The organism is Parviterribacter multiflagellatus (genome assembly GCF_056863265.1).
In genome coordinates, this window is the sequence record NZ_JBXPIZ010000008.1 from 170978 (window position 1) to 186285 (window position 15308).

14 protein-coding genes and 2 tRNA genes are annotated in these 15308 nt (G+C 75.0%); 6 read left to right on the plus strand and 10 right to left on the minus strand.

Annotation, left to right across the window (positions count from 1 at the left end):
- Positions 1–80 precede the first annotated feature (80 nt).
- Positions 81–356: a YciI family protein gene (locus AC1UE5_RS18075; protein ID WP_482926062.1), complete on the plus strand. Its 276-nt coding sequence runs from the start codon at positions 81–83 to the stop codon at positions 354–356.
- Here the strand turns inward: AC1UE5_RS18075 and AC1UE5_RS18080 are convergent.
- A complete protein-coding gene (locus AC1UE5_RS18080) occupies positions 353–1219 on the minus strand; it encodes a helix-turn-helix domain-containing protein (RefSeq protein ID WP_482926064.1) in 867 nt (288 codons plus the stop codon). The genes AC1UE5_RS18075 and AC1UE5_RS18080 overlap by 4 nt on opposite strands.
- Before the next feature lie 105 nt (positions 1220–1324).
- Here AC1UE5_RS18080 and AC1UE5_RS18085 point away from each other — a divergent pair, with 105 nt between their 5' ends.
- Positions 1325–2113: an SDR family oxidoreductase gene (locus tag AC1UE5_RS18085; RefSeq protein ID WP_482926066.1), complete on the plus strand. Its 789-nt coding sequence runs from the start codon at positions 1325–1327 to the stop codon at positions 2111–2113.
- Between the two features lie 39 nt (positions 2114–2152).
- Here AC1UE5_RS18085 and AC1UE5_RS18090 read toward each other — a convergent pair.
- Positions 2153–2223: transfer RNA gene (locus AC1UE5_RS18090), tRNA-Cys, on the minus strand.
- 76 nt (positions 2224–2299) lie between these two features.
- Here AC1UE5_RS18090 and AC1UE5_RS18095 point away from each other — a divergent pair.
- Positions 2300–2372: transfer RNA gene (locus AC1UE5_RS18095), tRNA-Val, on the plus strand.
- A gap of 40 nt (positions 2373–2412) precedes the next feature.
- On the opposite strand, the gene AC1UE5_RS18100 is transcribed toward AC1UE5_RS18095, so the two are convergent.
- From AC1UE5_RS18100 to AC1UE5_RS18120, 5 genes are all read right to left on the minus strand, one after another.
- Positions 2413–3726: an RtcB family protein gene (locus AC1UE5_RS18100; RefSeq protein WP_482926068.1), complete on the minus strand. Its 1314-nt coding sequence runs from the start codon at positions 3724–3726 to the stop codon at positions 2413–2415.
- Positions 3727–3736: 10 nt separating this feature from the next.
- On the minus strand, positions 3737–4426 hold the full coding sequence (locus AC1UE5_RS18105; protein WP_482926070.1) for a DUF8692 domain-containing protein: 690 nt from the start codon (positions 4424–4426) through the stop codon (positions 3737–3739).
- 109 nt (positions 4427–4535) lie between these two features.
- Positions 4536–4733 carry a hypothetical protein gene (locus AC1UE5_RS18110; protein WP_482926072.1) on the minus strand — a complete coding sequence of 66 codons (198 nt, stop codon included), beginning with the start codon at positions 4731–4733 and terminating at the stop codon, positions 4536–4538.
- Positions 4734–4908: 175 nt separating this feature from the next.
- On the minus strand, positions 4909–5670 hold the full coding sequence (locus AC1UE5_RS18115) for a ZIP family metal transporter (RefSeq protein WP_482926074.1): 762 nt from the start codon (positions 5668–5670) through the stop codon (positions 4909–4911).
- Between the two features lie 58 nt (positions 5671–5728).
- A complete protein-coding gene (locus AC1UE5_RS18120; protein ID WP_482926076.1) occupies positions 5729–6568 on the minus strand; it encodes a peptidoglycan-binding protein in 840 nt (279 codons plus the stop codon).
- Between the two features lie 167 nt (positions 6569–6735).
- Here AC1UE5_RS18120 and AC1UE5_RS18125 point away from each other — a divergent pair, with 167 nt between their 5' ends.
- Positions 6736–7152: an ATP-binding protein gene (locus tag AC1UE5_RS18125; RefSeq protein WP_482926078.1), complete on the plus strand. Its 417-nt coding sequence runs from the start codon at positions 6736–6738 to the stop codon at positions 7150–7152.
- A gap of 78 nt (positions 7153–7230) precedes the next feature.
- Here AC1UE5_RS18125 and ilvD read toward each other — a convergent pair whose 3' ends face one another.
- Together ilvD and AC1UE5_RS18135 are read right to left on the minus strand one after the other, a co-directional pair.
- Positions 7231–9123, minus strand: coding sequence for a dihydroxy-acid dehydratase (gene ilvD / locus AC1UE5_RS18130; RefSeq protein WP_482926080.1), 1893 nt, complete (start codon positions 9121–9123; stop codon positions 7231–7233).
- The gene (locus tag AC1UE5_RS18135; protein ID WP_482926082.1) at positions 9116–10111 is read right to left on the minus strand and encodes a DMT family transporter; all 996 of its coding nucleotides are present in this window, start codon (positions 10109–10111) and stop codon (positions 9116–9118) included. Before AC1UE5_RS18135 ends, ilvD begins: the two co-directional genes overlap by 8 nt.
- 82 nt (positions 10112–10193) lie before the next feature.
- Between AC1UE5_RS18135 and AC1UE5_RS18140 the strand changes: the two genes are divergently transcribed.
- Positions 10194–11096 carry a LysR family transcriptional regulator gene (locus AC1UE5_RS18140; protein WP_482926084.1) on the plus strand — a complete coding sequence of 301 codons (903 nt, stop codon included), beginning with the start codon at positions 10194–10196 and terminating at the stop codon, positions 11094–11096.
- On the opposite strand, the gene AC1UE5_RS18145 is transcribed toward AC1UE5_RS18140, so the two are convergent.
- Positions 11093–12478, minus strand: coding sequence for a class II 3-deoxy-7-phosphoheptulonate synthase (locus tag AC1UE5_RS18145; protein ID WP_482926086.1), 1386 nt, complete (start codon positions 12476–12478; stop codon positions 11093–11095). The genes AC1UE5_RS18140 and AC1UE5_RS18145 overlap by 4 nt on opposite strands.
- A gap of 68 nt (positions 12479–12546) precedes the next feature.
- Between AC1UE5_RS18145 and AC1UE5_RS18150 the strand changes: the two genes are divergently transcribed.
- Positions 12547–15306 (plus strand): helix-turn-helix transcriptional regulator, encoded by a 2760-nt coding sequence (locus tag AC1UE5_RS18150; protein WP_482926088.1) that lies wholly within the window; start codon positions 12547–12549, stop codon positions 15304–15306.
- Positions 15307–15308 lie beyond the last annotated feature (2 nt).

A 15308-nucleotide genomic window follows, 5' to 3' on the forward strand; every position in this document is an offset into this window, starting at 1 on the left:
CGCACCCGGCGGCTTGAGTGACGCGCGTCCATCGAAGCGCAACAGCGTTGTCCGGCAACCCAGATAGCGTCGGCGCCCTCATGCCCGAGCGCCTGCATCTGCTCTTCTACGACTACGTCGAGGACATCGCCGCCAAGCGCGGCCCGCACCGCCCCGACCACCTCGCGCACATCGACAAGTGGAAGGCGACCGGCCGGCTCGTGATGGCCGGCGCGGTCGGCGACCCGCCGCACGGCGGCGTGTTCGTGTTCCGCGTCGAGGACCCGGCGGAGATCGACGCGTTCGCGGACGCCGACCCGTACGTCGCCGCGCACCTGGTGACGGGGCGGCGCGTCGAGCCCTGGACGGTGGTCTAACCCGCCGCCTGCGCCGCGTGCTCGCCGTCGGCGGCGAGCTGCGCGAGAAGGCGGAGCGCGGTCTCGCTCGGCGAGCCCGGCTCCGCCGTGTAGGTCAGCAGCATCTGGCCGTCGTCGCCGGGCAGGTGGAGCGTCTCGAACGACAGCTCCAGCCGGCCGACGATCGGGTGGTCGTAGCGCTTGACGCCGAACGCCTTCTCATACACGTCGGCCGTCGCCCACCACCGCGCGAACTCGGCGCTCTTGACCGACAGCTCCCCCACGAGCGCCGCGAGTCGCTCGTCGTCGGGCCACTGGCCGGCCGCCCAGCGCAGCGCGCCGGCGGTGTCGTGGCCGACGGTCTCCCAGTCGACGTACACGTCGCGCGCCTCGGGGCTGAGGAACGTGTGGCGCGCGAGGTTGCGCTCCTCCGGCGCGAAGTGCGCGAGGCCGCCGAGCAGCGTGCGGCCGACCGCGTTCCACGCCAGCACGTCGAGCCGCCGCGTGACGACGTACGCGGGGGTCGTCGCCAGGCTCTCGACCAGCCACCGCACCGCCGGCCGCGCGCGCTCGGCCTTCGCCGGGCGGGAGCGGCGGGCGCGCGGGGCGCTCGCGAGGTCGTGCAGGTGGCGGTGCTCGAGCTCGCCGAGGCGCAGCGCCCGGGCGATCGCGTCGAGGACCTCCGCGGACGGGTGGGTGGCGCGGCCCTGCTCGAGCCGGACGTAGTAGTCGACGCTGACGCCGGCGAGCTGGGCCAGCTCCTCCCGGCGCAGGCCGGGCACGCGGCGGCGGCCGTAGTCGGGGAGCCCGACGTCCTCGGGCCGCACGCGGGCGCGGCGGGCCGCGAGGAACTCGCCGAGGTTGGTCGTCTGCTGGCCCGCCATCGCCCTGCAGCTTGGCAAACCGGCCGGCGCGGATGGTGGTCCTGCGAGACCCAGGAACCGCAGGGATCTGGCTGGAGCCGGCTCGAGCTCGCACCGTGTTGGGCCATGAGCACTTCCACCTCGCCCATCACCACCGCCACCGCCCACCCGCTGAACGGCCGCGTCGCCGTCGTCACCGGCGCGTCGAGCGGGATCGGCGCCGCCGTCGCGACCGCGCTGGCCGCGGGCGGCGCGCAGGTCGCCCTGCTGGCCCGCCGCGCGGACCGCCTCGCCGCGCTGGCCGCGTCGCTCGGCGGCGAGGAGCGCGCGCTGGCGGTCGCCGCGGACGTCGCGGACGCCGCGTCGCTCGACGCCGCCGCCGCGCAGGTCGCCGCCCGCTTCGGCCGGGTCGACCTCGTCGTCGCCAACGCGGGCGTGATGCTCCCCGGCACGTTCGCGAGCCAGCCGTTCGCCGAGCAGGAGCAGATGGTCGACGTCAACGTGACCGGCGTCCTGCGCACGGCGCGCGCGTTCCTCCCGTCGCTGCTCGAGGCCGGCGCCGACGGCGCCCCGGCCGACCTCGTCACGGTCTCGTCGATCGCCGCCCACCAGCGCTTCGACGGCTACGCGGTCTACTGCGCGACGAAGGCGGCGGTGACGATGCTCGCGGCCGGCCTGCGCCTCGAGCTCGCGCCCGCGGGCGTGCGCGTGACCAACGTCGAGCCCGGCCTCGTCGAGAGCGAGCTGCGCGGCCACGCGACCGACCCCGCCCACATCGAGGCGCTGCGCCAGTGGGAGCAGTCGACCCCGCCGCTCGCCACCGAGCACCTCGCGGACCTGCTCGCCTACCTCGTCTCGCGCCCCAAGGAGGTCAACGTCCCGCAGCTCCTCGCGCAGCCCACGATCCAGGGCTGAGAACGGCGAGAGCCCCGCGGCGGCGGGGCTCTCGACCAGAGGCGTCGACCGGAATCGAACCGGTGTACACGGCTTTGCAGGCCGCTGCGTAGCCACTCCGCCACGACGCCAGGGGTCACACACTGTAGGAGGTGGGACAACTCGGCTGGTGTCCGCCACGCGCGCTGCTACTCTGACGCCTCCCAGGGGCGATTAGCTCAGCTGGGAGAGCGCCTGCTCGACAAGCAGGAGGTCACTGGTTCGAGCCCAGTATCGCCCATGAAGAAGCCCCGCCAGCGCGGGGCTTCTCTCGTTCTGGGCTAGTCCTTGTACGGGTCGAACGTCTCCATCCCCGCCATCGCGACCCCGATCGGGCGCAGGCGGTGGAGCACCTCGATCGTCGGGCCCTGCGCGGCGAGGACGGTGTCGAGGCGCTTATAGGCCTCGGGCGCCTCGTCGGCGCCGCCGCCGCGCAGGACGATGCCGGAGGCCGCGAGGCGCTCGGTCACCGCCGGCCAGTCGACCAGGCCCGGCCGCTCCACCACCAGCCGCTTGCCGAACCGCGTGTTGCCGCAGTTCGGGCACGTGGCCGGCTTCGACGTCCGGGGCGGCTGCACCCAGTCGCAGTCGCGGTTGGAGCACGCCCAGCGCCGGCGCGACTTGCCCGCGGCCTTCGTGCGCGACATGACGCGGCCCGCGCCGTGGACGGTGGAGAACAGCAGCTCGGCGCCGGCCGGGTCCTCGGTCCCGCGCAGGATCACCGAGTCCTCGCCCATCGTCGCGCCGACGAAGCCCTCCTGGCCCGGGAACGCGGGCGTGCAGCCCTTGCGGATCACCCACACGTCGCGGCCGTCGTGCTCCTCCCGCCACGCGTAGTTGTGGTGGTTGTGCACCTCGTAGGTCGCGCGGGCGCCGAGGATCTCCAGCACGCGCTCGACCACGACGTCGCGGCCCGCGTACGCGTAGTCGCCCGCGAGCTGCATCGCGCTGATGTACGCCTGCCCGAGGTCGGAGTCGGTGGCGAGCAGCGTCGGCGGCGCGTCCATCTCGCCCTCCTTCGCGTGCTCGTCGAACCGCAGACCCTGCGCGAGCGCGAGGAACCCGGACGCGGTCCGGTGGCCGAACCCGCGCGAGCCGAAGTGCACGCCGACCCACACGAAGCCGTCGTCGCCCGCGAACAGGTTCACGTAATGGTTGCCGCTGCCGACCGTCCCCAGCTGCTTGGCCGCCATGTCGTGCAGCTCGCGCTGGGGCGCGAAGTCGGCGGTCTTGATCTTGTCGAGGACCGGGTGGTCGACCGGCTCGTCGTTCTTGCGGCCGACGCCGAACGAGATGCGCGCGGCGACCTGGTCCATCAGCCCGTCGACGCTCGTCGCGACGTCCTCGTAGCGCACGTCGGTGCGGACCGCCTTGTTCCCGCAGCCGATGTCGTAGCCGACGCCGGACGGCGAGACGTGCTCGGCGTACGCGATCGCGCCGCCGATCGGCTGCGAGTAGCCCACGTGGCCGTCGGCCTGCAGCGCGGCGCGCGTGGCGCTGCCGGCGGCGGCGCAGCGGCGCAGCTGGTCGACCGCGCGCGGGTCGACGTCGCCGCGGACGGCGACCGGGATCGTCGTCTCCATGTCAGGGCTCATGCCCTCGACGCTAGAGCGGTGAAAGCGGGGGTGCGCCGGGTGGTTCGAGCCCGTACGCGGCGTCGTCCTCGTCGATGACCGGCGGGGGAGCGAGCAGCTGCCCGAGCGCCTCGCTGAGCCGGACTGCGAGCGCGCCGCCGAGCAGGAGCGTGCCGAGCACCTCCGAGCACTCCTCGACGAGCGTCTCCGCGAGCCCCTCGCCCGCGTCGCCGATGAGCGTCATCTCGCCGACGACGCCGAGCGCGAGCACGCCGAGGCCCGCCGCGACCATCGTCCCCAACGGCCGCCCGAGCCACGCGACGACGCGGAGCACGACGAACGTGCCGAGCAGCAGGACCGGCAGGTAGATCAGGGTCCAGTCCGAGACCTCGCGGTCGTCGCCGCTGACGCCGAGCCGCGTCCCGATGCGCTCGTGCAGCCCCGCGACCTCCTCCAGCGAGAGGCCGACGAACCCGGCCGCGAGCGCCGCGAGCGCCCACAGCGGGCGCCGGCCGAGCCGTCGCTCGCACAGGTACAGCGTCCCCGCGGTGAGGCCGGCGACGAGCAGGACCGTGGACGACCACCAGGCCGTGAGGTTGCCCTCGCCGCTGAGGTCCACGACCCAGGCGGGGTCGGTCAGGAGGTACGCCGCAACCAGCGCGGCCTGCACGAGCAGCGCGCCGAGGAGCGTGAAGGTGAGCGCGCGCGGGGCTCGTGGCACCGCGCAACGCTTTCACATCCGGTTCACGCCGTGGGGAAAGTTGCGCGGTCAGCCCGGCGGGGACCCGCGGGTCCCCGCCGTGGCGCGTGGATGACCGGCGCGCGTGGTGCTAGCGCGCACGGTGGCGGTGCCCGATGTGCGCGGAGGCCTGGCCCCCGGCGGGGCCACGCTCGAACCGGCGCATCTGGGCGCCGCGGGCCTTGCGCTCCATGAGCTCGGCGAGCTTGCGCTGCTGCTCGGCGCGCGGGTCCCGCGGCTGCTGGTCCTGCTGGTCCTGCGGCTGCTGGTCGTGCTGGTTGGCTGACATGTGGTCCTCCTGGGTTCGTGCGACGAAGCGCGTACGAGGACGCCCAGGCGGCCCGGCTGAGGGGTCGTGATGATCTCGCGTACCACCGGGCCGCCGGAAAGGAACTGCGGGCGGCCTCAGGTCAGAAACGGGTGCGAAGGGATCTACACGATCACGACGCGCTGGACGGTATCAGCTAACCGAGGACGTTGTCCAGGATCATCATCACGACGAACCCGACGATGAACGCGAGCGTCGCGAGGCGTTCGTTGCCGTTGCCGTGCGCCTCGGGGATGAGCTCGTCGACGACGACGTAGATCATGGCGCCGGCCGCGAAGGCCAGGCCGCCGACGAGGAACGCGCCCGCGATCCCGGCCGCCGCGGCGGCGAGCAGGGCGGCGGGCGGCTCCACGGCGCCGGTGGCGAACGCGAACCCGATCGCCTTCCGCTTCGAGGCGCCGGCCTGCAGCAGCGGCGCGGCGGCGGCGAACCCCTCGGGGACGTTCTGGGCACCGATCGCGACCGCGGTCGGGACGCCGAGCTCGGGGCCGCCGGCGGCGAACGCGAGGCCGACCGCCATGCCCTCGGGCACGTTGTGGATCGTCAGCGCGCTCAGCAGCAGGACGGCACGGGAGCGAGCCGAGTGGCGCTCGTCGTCCTCGTGCCCGGCCTCGACGAACCGCGCGTGCACGTGCGGGACGACGATGTCGAGCGCGGCGAGGAACGCGGTGCCGAGGAGGAACCCGGTGACGACGCCGCCGACGGTGCCCTCGTCGAGCGCCGGGACGAGGAGGCTGAAGAACGACGCGGCGAGCATGATCCCGGCGGTCAGGCCCGTGAGCGCGTCGAGCGTGCGCGTCGACGGCGTGCCCCGGAACGCGAGCAGCGCGAGGCCGCCCACGCCGGTGGCCAGGCCGGGGAGGATGGCGCCGGCGGTCTCGGAGAGCGTGAGGTCCACGGGAGCGGACGGTTCTACCACCCGTCCCAACTGGTCCAACCAGTGCGGTCGGGTGGTCCTACCAGCGCAGCGCGGGCAGCGGGTCGACGTTCGCGCCCCGGCTGAGGACCTCGAAGTGCAGGTGGGGACCAGTCGCGGCGCCGGTCGCTCCCACCAGGCCGACGCGCGTGCCGGTGGCGACCTGGGTCCCGCGACGGACGTCGATCTGCGACAGATGTGCGTAGAGGGTGCGCACGCCGGCCCCGTGCTGGACGACGACGTACCTCCCCCACCCCGCGTCGTGCCCGACGACGTCGACCGTGCCGGGCGCCGCCGCCTTCACCGCCGCCCCGGCCGGCGCGGGGAAGTCGAGGCCCGCGTGCAGGCGGGCGCCGCGCATGCCGTAGCGGTCGCCGACCGGCGCGGCGACCGGGCGGGCGAGCGCGATCGGGCTGGCCGGCGACGGGCGGCTGCGCAGCGCCTGCAGCGTTGTCGGCCCCGCGACGCCGTCGGCGACGAGGCCGGTGCGCGCCTGGAAGCGCACGACCGCGGCGACCGTCCGCTCCCCCAGCCCGCCGTCGATCGGGCCGCACGGGAACCCTGCGCGCGCGAGGAGGAACTGGAGCGCGGCGACGTCCCACCCGCGCGCGCCGCGCACGAGCGCACGCGAACCTGTCACGGGACCGCCGCGCGGCCCCAGCTCGCGCCGCGTGGCCGGGCCCGCGACGCCGTCGGCGGCGAGCCCGGCGCGGCGCTGGAACTCCCGCACGGCGGCGTCGGTCGCGGGCCCGCGCAACCCATCGACGTTCCCCGTGTACGTTCCCTCGGCATGCAACGCGACCTGGAGCGCCGCGACGGACGGCTCGCCCGCGAGGGCGCGCCCCGGCGCCGGTGCGACCAGGCTTGCCGCCAGGACCACCAGCGCCAAACCGGTGCATCGCGGCGCGAAGGCGCTTGCGCGCGACGGGATCGAGGGTGAAGCTCCCATCCCTGCATACGTCGTTCGCAGTCGGGGAACACCGCTCCTTCGGGGTGAGCGACCGGTGAGAGGTTTGCTCAGCCCCCAAACCTGGCAGGCTGCCCGCCATGGGGCCTGAAGAGGGGCGCTCCGCGACCGCGTTCGGCCGCACCGTGCCCGCCCTCGCGGAGAACGTCGCGCCGCTGCGGCACGCGGTCGTGGACCTGTCCGAGAAGTGCGGCGCCGACGAGGAGGTCCGGACCGACCTCGCGCTCGCCGTCGGCGAGGCGTGCGCGAACGTCGTCGTCCACGCGTACCCGCCCGGCGACGTCGGCCCGCTCATCCTCCACGCCGAGGTCCGCGGCGGCCAGATGCACATCTCGGTCGTCGACCAGGGTCAGGGCATGACGCCGCGCCCCGACTCCCCCGGCCTCGGCCTCGGCCTGCCGCTGATCGCGAACCTCTCGGACAAGCTCGAGATCCGTGACGGCCCGGGCGGCGTGGGAACCGAGCTCTGCATGGTCTTCAGCCTCAAGCGCAGCTAGGCCAGGCGCGGCGCGCTCAGCGCGGGCGCAGGCGCGCCGCGTTGTGGTGGGCGCCCGCAAGGCGGGCGCCCGGGCCGGTCAGGTCAGGGAGGCGTCGCGCGACTCGGCCGCGGCGGCGACCGCGCGCTCGACCGCGTTGACGTCGCGGACCGCGCCGGTGTCGGCGGAGGTCGCCATCGCCGCGTAGGCGCGGAGGGCCGGGGAGACGATGCGGTCGCGGGCCGCGGGGACGTAGCCGCCGCGGGCCTCGAGGTCGGCGCGGCGCTCGGCCAGCACCTCCTCGGGGACGTCGAGCGTCAGGCGCCGGTTGGGGATGTCGATCGAGATCGTGTCGCCGTTCTCCACCAGCGCGATCGCGCCGCCGGAGGCCGCCTCGGGCGACACGTGGCCGATCGAGAGCCCCGACGTGCCGCCGGAGAACCGCCCGTCGGTGATCAGCGCGCACGCCTTCCCCAGGCCGCGACCCTTGAGGTAGGAGGTCGGGTAGAGCATCTCCTGCATGCCAGGGCCGCCGCGCGGGCCCTCGTAGCGGATGACGACGACGTCGCCCTCCTTCACGCCCCCGCCGAGGATGACGTCGACCGCCTCGTCCTGCGACTCGACCACGACGGCCGGGCCGCTGAACGTCAGGATCGACTCGTCGACGCCCGCCGTCTTCACGACGCTGCCGCGCACCGCGAGGTTGCCGTAGAGGATCGCCAGGCCGCCGTCGGCGGAGTAGGCGTGGGCGATGTCGCGGATGCAGCCCTCGGCGGCGTCGAGGTCCAGCGACTCCCACCGCTCGGACTGCGAGAACGCGCTCGCCGAACGCCGGCAGCCGGGCGCGGCGTGGAACAGCTCGATGGCCTCGTCCGTCGCGCGGCCGCTGCGGACGTCCCACGCGTCGAGCCACTCCGCCACGCTGCCGGAGTGGACGGTCGTGACGTCCTCGCGCAGCAGCCCGCCGCGGCGCAGCTCGCCGAGGATGGCCGGGATGCCGCCCGCGCGGTGGACGTCCTCCATCAGGTACGTCCCGTTCGGCGCGACCTTGCAGAGGCACGGCACGCGGCGCGACAGGTCGTCGATGTCCTTCATCGTGAAGTCCATCTCCGCCTCCTGCGCGGCGGCGAGGATGTGCAGGACGGTGTTGGTGGAGCCGCCCATCGCGATGTCGAGCGTCATCGCGTTCTCGAACGCCGCGCGCGAAGCGACCGAGCGCGGGAGCACGCTCTCGTCGTCCTCCTCGTAGTAGCGCTTCGCGATGTCGACGACCGTGCGGCCGGCCGCCTCGTACAGCTCCTTACGCGCGGTGTGCGTCGCGAGCGTCGAGCCGTTGCCGGGCAGCGCCAGGCCGAGCGCCTCCGTGAGGCAGTTCATCGAGTTCGCGGTGAACATGCCCGAGCACGAGCCGCAGGTCGGGCACGCGTGCTCCTCGATGATCGCGATGTCCTCGTCGGACACGTCGTCGGCCACGGCCTCGGCGATCGCCGTGACGAGGTTGAGGCCCTTGCGGACCGTGCCGTCGACGAGCGTCGCCTGACCGCCCTCCATCGGGCCGCCGGACACGAAGACCGTCGGGATGTTGAGCCGCAGCGCGGCGTTGAGCATCCCGGGCGTGATCTTGTCGCAGTTGGAGATGCAGATCAGCGCGTCCGCGCAGTGCGCCTGCACCATGTACTCGACGCTGTCGGCGATCAGGTCGCGCGACGGCAGCGAGTAGAGCATCCCGCCGTGGCCCATCGCGATGCCGTCGTCGACGGCGATCGTGTTGAACTCGCGCGGGATGCCGCCGGCCGCCTTCACGGCGTCCGCGACGATCTCCCCGACCGGCTTGAGGTGGGTATGGCCGGGCACGAACTGCGTGTAGGAGTTGGCGACGGCGATGATGGGCTTGCCGAAGTCCTCGCGGGCTACGCCGGCCGCGCGAAGGAGGGCGCGGGCGCCGGCCATGTTGCGGCCGTGGGTGACGGTGCGGGACCTCAGATCAGGCATGTGCCCGAGCGTATCGGTCCTCTTCTGGAACACGAAGGCGCCGCTCCCAGCGCACGTGGAGGACCGGCACGCTGGCCACCACGAGCGCGCCGCCGAGCAGCTGCCAGGGCCCGAGCACGTCCCCGAAGACGGCGAACGCGAGCACGACCGTGGCGACCGGCTCGACCGTCGACAGGATCGCGGCGCTCGTCGGGCCGACGCGACGCAGCCCGGCGAAGAAGAGGCCGATCGCGATGAACGTCGGGAAGACCGCGAGTGCCACCAGCCACAGCCAGCCCGCCGCCGTCAGGTCGCCGGGGCGCAGCTCGCCGAGCACGGCCGCGCCGACGGTGAGCGTGACCGCCGCACCCGTGCAGACGATGGCGGCGAGCACGCGCGGATCAACGCGGCCGGCGACGCCGTCGCTGACCAGGATGTACGCGCTGTACGTGAGCGCGGACGCCAGCCCGAGCGCAACGCCGAGCGGATCCAGCGCGCCGGTCCCTGCGCCGACCAACACCAGGCCGACGCCGCCGAGCGCGAGCACGAGCGCGGCGGCGTGGCGGGGGTTCGCGCGCTCGCGCCCGAGCGCGATGGCGGCGACGGCGACCATCGCGGGGAACGTGTAGACGAGCAGCGAGAGCAGGCCGGCCTCGATACGCGACAGGGCCGCGAAGTACGCCCCGGCTTGGAGCGCGTAGCCGACCGCGCCGAGGCCGACGGCGAGCGCGAGGTCGTGGCGGGAGAGGGCGCCGCGGCGCGGCGCCGGTGCGGCGGAGGGCGCCTCGACGACGGCGGACGCCGGCGCGGGCGCTGCGTCGCGCATGCGGCGGGCGCGGAGGAACGCCAGGAGCGCCCAGAACAGGACGGCGGCGACGGCGAAGCGGACGACGAGGAGCGTGCCGACCGTCGCGCCCTCGTCGTAGGCGAGCTTGCCGAGCACGCCCATCGTGCCGGAGGCGGTGCCGGCGGCGAGGACCAGAGCGGTTCCGGAGGAGGAGCGAGTCATGGGCGCACGCGCATGATGCGGCCGCTTCTCTGTAGGAACAACGATGATTCGTGAAGAAAGAGCGTAAGCTTCGCTACAGGAAATGCTCGAGCTGCGCCGACTTCGCCTCCTGCGGGAGCTGCACGCCCGCGGCACGATCGCGGCCGTCGCGGACGCGCTCCACCTCACGCCGTCGGCCGTCTCCCAGCAGCTCTCGATCCTCGAACGCGAGGCCGGCGTGCCGCTGCTCCAGCGGGCGGGCCGCGGGGTCCGCCTCACCGACGCCGCGCTCGTCCTCGTCGACCACGCGAGCGCGATGCTCGAACGCGCCGCGGAGGCCGAGGCCGACCTCGCGCAAGCGGCCGGCACCGTCGCGGGCCGCGTGCGCATCGCCGGCTTCCAGTCCGCGCTGATCCGGCTCGCGCTCCCCGCCACGCGCGCCCTGCAGGCCACCGCGCCGCGGCTGCGCGTCGAGCTGGTGGAGGCCGAGCCCGAGCACGCGCTCCCCCGCCTCGCGCGCGGGGACGTGGACGTGGTGCTGGGCGACGAGTGGCACCACCAGACCTGGCCCCTGCCCGCCGGCGTCGTCCGCGAGGAGCTGCTCGACGACCCCGTCTACGTGCTCCTACCTGAGGACCACCCGCTGGCGGACGGGGGCGCGGGCACGGTCGCGCTGCGCGACCTCCGCGACGCGGTGTGGGTCGGCGGGCACCCCGCGATGGGCTGGGAGGCCGTGATCGAGTCGACCTGCCAGGGCCTCGGCGGGTTCACCCCCGACCTGCGCCACCGCGTCAACGACGCCACCGTCGCGATGGCGCTCGTCGCGGCCGGGCAGGCGGTGACGCTGCTCCCCGAGTTCGTCCTCGCCGCGTCGCCGCGCGAGGGCATCGCGGTCCGCCGCATCGCGGAGGGCACGGTCACCCGCAGGATCTTCGCGGCGACCCGCGCGACCGACGCGCGCCGGCCCTCGACGCGCGCCGTGCTGGAGGCGGTCCGGAGCAGCTAGGGGCGCGTGCGGCGGAGCATCTCCACCACGAGGAACGCCAGCTCCAGCGACTGCTGCGTGTTCAGCCGCGGGTCGCAGGCCGTCTCGTAGCGCGAGCCGAGCTGGTCCGACGAGATCTCCTGCGCGCCGCCGAGGCACTCGGTGACGTCCTCGCCGGTGTGCTCGACGTGGATGCCGCCCGGGTGCGTCCCCAGCTCCTGGTGCACGGAGAAGAAGCCCTCGACCTCGTCCATCACGCGGTCGAAGTGGCGCGTCTTGTAGCCGCTGGCCGACTCCTCGGTGTTGCCGTGCATCGGGTCGCACTGCCAGACGACCTTGTGCCCCGCGCGCGTGACCGCCTCGACGATGGGCGGGAGCGCCTCGCGCACCTTCTCGTTCCCCATCCGCGACACGAGCGTCACGCGCCCGTCGATGCGCGACGGGTCGAGCCGCTCGACGAGCGCGACCGCGTCGTCCGGGGTGGTCGAGGGACCGATCTTCACGCCGATCGGGTTCGCCAGGAGCGCCGCGAGCGCCACGTGCGCGCCGTCGAGCTGCCGCGTGCGATCGCCGATCCACAGCTGGTGCGCCGACAGGAGGTAGAGCCGCTCGTCCTCCAGCCGCAGCAGCGCGCGCTCGTAGTCGAGCACGAGCATCTCGTGCGACGCGTACAGCTCGACCGTCCGCAGCGACGAGTCGTCGACCCCGCAGGCGGACATGAAGCGCAGCGAGCGGTCGATCTCGCCCGCGACCCGCTCGTACCGCTCCCCCGCGTTGGACTGGCGGACGAAGTCCATGTTCCACTCGTGCAGGTGGTGCAGGTCGGCCAGGCCGGCGCCGGTGATCGCGCGCGCGAGGTTCATCGCCGCGGCGGCGTTCGCGTACGCGCGCACGAGACGGCCCGGGTCGGGGCGGCGCGCCTCTTCGGTCGCCTCGATCGCGTTCACCATGTCGCCGCGGTACGACGGCAGGCCCGCGGCGTCGAAGTCCTTGGAGCGCGGCTTGGCGTACTGACCCGCGATGCGCCCGAGCTTGACGACCGGCATCGACGTCCCGTACGTCAGCACGACGGCCATCTGCAGGAGCGTGCGGATCGTCCCGCGCAGGTGCTCCTCGGTGTTGTCGACGAAGGTCTCCGCGCAGTCGCCGCCCTGGAGCAGGAACGCCTCTCCGCGCGCGACCGCGCCGAGCCGCTCCTGCAGCGTGTCGACCTCGGCCGGGACCGTCACGGGCGGGACCGCCTCGAGCAGCGCGCGCACGCGCTCGACGTACTCGGGATCCGGCCACGGCGGCTGCTGGGCGGCGGGGCGGGCGAGCGCGTCGCGGAGCGCGGCGGCGAGCGCCGGGGGCAGCGGGGGAAGCTCGGGAAGCGCGCCCACGGGCACGTCGACGGTCCAGTTCATCGCCCCCCGAAGGTAGTGGGAACGGGCGGGTTGCTGCTTGGCGGACGTGGTTCTATGGTCGCCTGACCGTGGAACCCGACACCGCGCCCCCGCCGAAGCTCCACGGCCGGGGCGACGAATGCGCGGCGCTCGACCGCCTGCTCCACGACGTGCGCGGCGGCGGCAGCGCGGTGCTGGTGCTGCGCGGCGAAGCGGGGATCGGCAAGACCGCCCTCCTCGACCACGTCGCCGCGCGGGCTTCCGGCTGCCGGATCGAGCGCGCGAGCGGGGTCGAGTCGGAGATGGAGCTGGACTACGCGGGCCTGCATCAGCTGTGCCGCCGGATGCTGTCCGACCTGGACCGCATCCCCGCGCCGCAGCGGGACGCGCTGGGCGTCGCGTTCGGGCTGAGCGCCGGGGACGCGCCCGACCGGTTCCTGGTCGCGCTCGCCACGCTGAGCCTGCTGTCCGAGCTGGCGGACGACCAGCCCCTCGTGTGCCTGGTCGACGACGCGCAGTGGCTCGACGGCGCGTCGGCGCAGGCGCTGGCGTTCGTCGCGCGGCGGATGCTCGCCGAGCCGGTCGCGCTCGTGCTCGCGGTCCGCGACGGGGAGCCCGGCGACGTGCTGGCCAACCTCCCCACGCTGGCCGTCGGCGGGATCGGCGACGCGGCCGCGCGCCGGCTGCTCACGTCGGCGCTGCACGGGCCGCTGGACGAGCGCGTGCGTGAGCAGCTGATCGCCGAGAGCCGCGGCAACCCGCTCGCGCTGCTGGAGCTCTCGCGCGGGCTGGAGCACGCGGGGGTCGCGGGCGGCTTCGGGCTCCCTGAGGTCGGCTCGCCCGCCAGCCGCGTCGAGCGGAGCTTCGCGCGGCGGCTGCACGGCCTGCCTGCGGACACGCGCCTGCTGCTCCTCGCCGCGGCGGCCGAGCCGCTCGGCGACGTCACGCTGCTGTGGCGCGCGGCGGAGCGGCTCGGCATCGGGATGGAGGCGGCGCAGGTCGCGCAGGCCGAGGGGCTCGTCGAGCTGGGCGCGCGCGTCCGGTTCTTCCACCCGCTCGTGCGCTCGGCGGTGTACCGCTCCGCGCCGCTGGAGGAGCGCCAAGCCGTGCACCGCGCCCTGGCGGACGTGACGGACCCGGAGCTCGACCCGGACCGCCGGGCGTGGCACGCGGCCCAGGCGGCGCGCGAGCCCGACGAGGCGGTCGCGGCGGAGCTGGAGCGGTCGGCCGGGCGCGCGCGGGCCCGCGGCGGCGTCGCGGCGGCCGCGGCGTTCCTCGAACGCGCGTCGGCGCTCAGCCCCGACCCCGCGCGGCGCGGCGCGCGGGCGCTGGTCGCCGCGCGGGCGAAGCTGGAGGCGGCCGACGCCCAGGCGGCGTCGGCGCTGCTCGCGGTCGCGCAGGCCAGCCCGCTCGGGGAGGTCGAGCGCGTGCGGCTCTCGGTGATGCGGGCGGAGATCGCGTTCGCCCGCCGGCGCGGCAGCGAGGACCCGCCGCTCCTGCTGGAAGCCGCCGAGCGCCTGGCGCCGCTCGACCCGCAGCTCGCCCGCTCGACCTACCTGGAGGCGCTCAGCGCGGCGATCTTCGCGGGCCGCCTGAGCAGCGTCGACGTGCGGCGCGTCGCTGAGGCCACCCGCTCGGCGCCGGCGGTCGAGGGGCCGCCGACGGTGGTCGACCTGCTGCTCGAGGCGCTGACGGCGCGGTTCACGCGCGGGGCCCCGGCGGCGGCGATCGACCTGCGCCACGCGCTCGCCGCGCTCGCCGAGGCCGACGACGACCCGCGCTGGCTCTGGCTCGCCTCCGGCCTGGCGGCGGAGTTGTGGGACGACGCGCAGTGGCACGCGTGCGCCGAGCGCGGCGTGGCGACGGCGCGGGCAGCCGGGGCGCTCACGGTCCTCCCCATGGCGCTGATGTACCGGACCGGCCTGCAGGTGATGAGCGGCGACTTCGCCGGCGCGGCCGCGTCGCTGGCCGAGATCGACGCCGTCGACGACGTGACGGGGAACCCGCCGCTGCGCGCCCCGACGCTCGTGCTGGCCGCCTGGCGCGGCGACGAGCGGCAGGCGACCCGGATGATCGAGGCGGGCATCGACGAGGCGACGAGCCGCGGCGAGGGGCGCGCCATCGCGCTGGCCGAGTACGCGACCGCGGTGCTGCACAACGGGCTCGGGCAGCACGACCGGGCGCTGGCGGCCGCCGAGCGCGCGTGCGCCCACGACGACCTCGGGTTCTTCGGCTGGAGCGCGGCGGAGCTGGTCGAGGCCGCGGCGGGCGACGGCCGGCAGGAGGCGGCGGAGGCGGCGCTCGCGCGGCTGGTGGAGCGGACGAGCGCGAGCGGCACGGACTGGGCGCTAGCCCTCGAGGCCCGCTCCCGCGCGCTGCTCGCCACGGGCGCGGCGGCCGAGGAGCTGCACCGCGAGTCGGTGGAGCGGTTCGCGCGCACGCGCGTGGTCGTCCAGCACGCGCGCTCGCGGCTGCTCTACGGCGAGTGGCTCCTCGCCGCGGGCCGGCGCCGCCCCGCGCGCACGGAGCTGCGCGCCGCGCACGAGACGTTCGACGAGCTGGGCGCCGCGCTGTTCGCCGCCCGCGCCGCGCGGCGGCTGGTGGCCGCCGGCGCGACGCCGCGTGAGCGCACCGCGGACGCGCTGGAGGCGCTCACGGCGCAGGAGGCGAAGATCGCGCAGCTCGCCGCGAGCGGCCACAGCAACCCCGAGATCGGGGCGCAGCTCTTCCTCAGCCCGCGCACGGTCGAGTACCACCTGCGCAAGGTGTTCGCCAAGCTCGGCATCCGGTCGCGGGCGGAGCTGCCGGAGGCGCTGCACGCCGCCGCCGGCCCGGCCGTCTCGGCGTAGCC

Bases quoted from the DNA above. Each gene is read 5' to 3' on its own strand.
- AC1UE5_RS18075 (WP_482926062.1), top strand. From the start codon at position 81: ATGCCCGAGCGCCTGCATCTGCTCTTCTACGACTACGTCGAGGACATC.
- AC1UE5_RS18080 (WP_482926064.1), bottom strand. From the start codon at position 1,219: ATGGCGGGCCAGCAGACGACCAACCTCGGCGAGTTCCTCGCGGCCCGC.
- AC1UE5_RS18085 (WP_482926066.1), top strand. From the start codon at position 1,325: ATGAGCACTTCCACCTCGCCCATCACCACCGCCACCGCCCACCCGCTG.
- AC1UE5_RS18100 (WP_482926068.1), bottom strand. From the start codon at position 3,726: ATGAGCCCTGACATGGAGACGACGATCCCGGTCGCCGTCCGCGGCGAC.
- AC1UE5_RS18110 (WP_482926072.1), bottom strand. From the start codon at position 4,733: ATGTCAGCCAACCAGCACGACCAGCAGCCGCAGGACCAGCAGGACCAG.
- AC1UE5_RS18125 (WP_482926078.1), top strand. From the start codon at position 6,736: ATGGGGCCTGAAGAGGGGCGCTCCGCGACCGCGTTCGGCCGCACCGTG.
- ilvD (WP_482926080.1), bottom strand. From the start codon at position 9,123: ATGCCTGATCTGAGGTCCCGCACCGTCACCCACGGCCGCAACATGGCC.
- AC1UE5_RS18135 (WP_482926082.1), bottom strand. From the start codon at position 10,111: ATGACTCGCTCCTCCTCCGGAACCGCTCTGGTCCTCGCCGCCGGCACC.
- AC1UE5_RS18140 (WP_482926084.1), top strand. From the start codon at position 10,194: ATGCTCGAGCTGCGCCGACTTCGCCTCCTGCGGGAGCTGCACGCCCGC.
- AC1UE5_RS18145 (WP_482926086.1), bottom strand. From the start codon at position 12,478: ATGAACTGGACCGTCGACGTGCCCGTGGGCGCGCTTCCCGAGCTTCCC.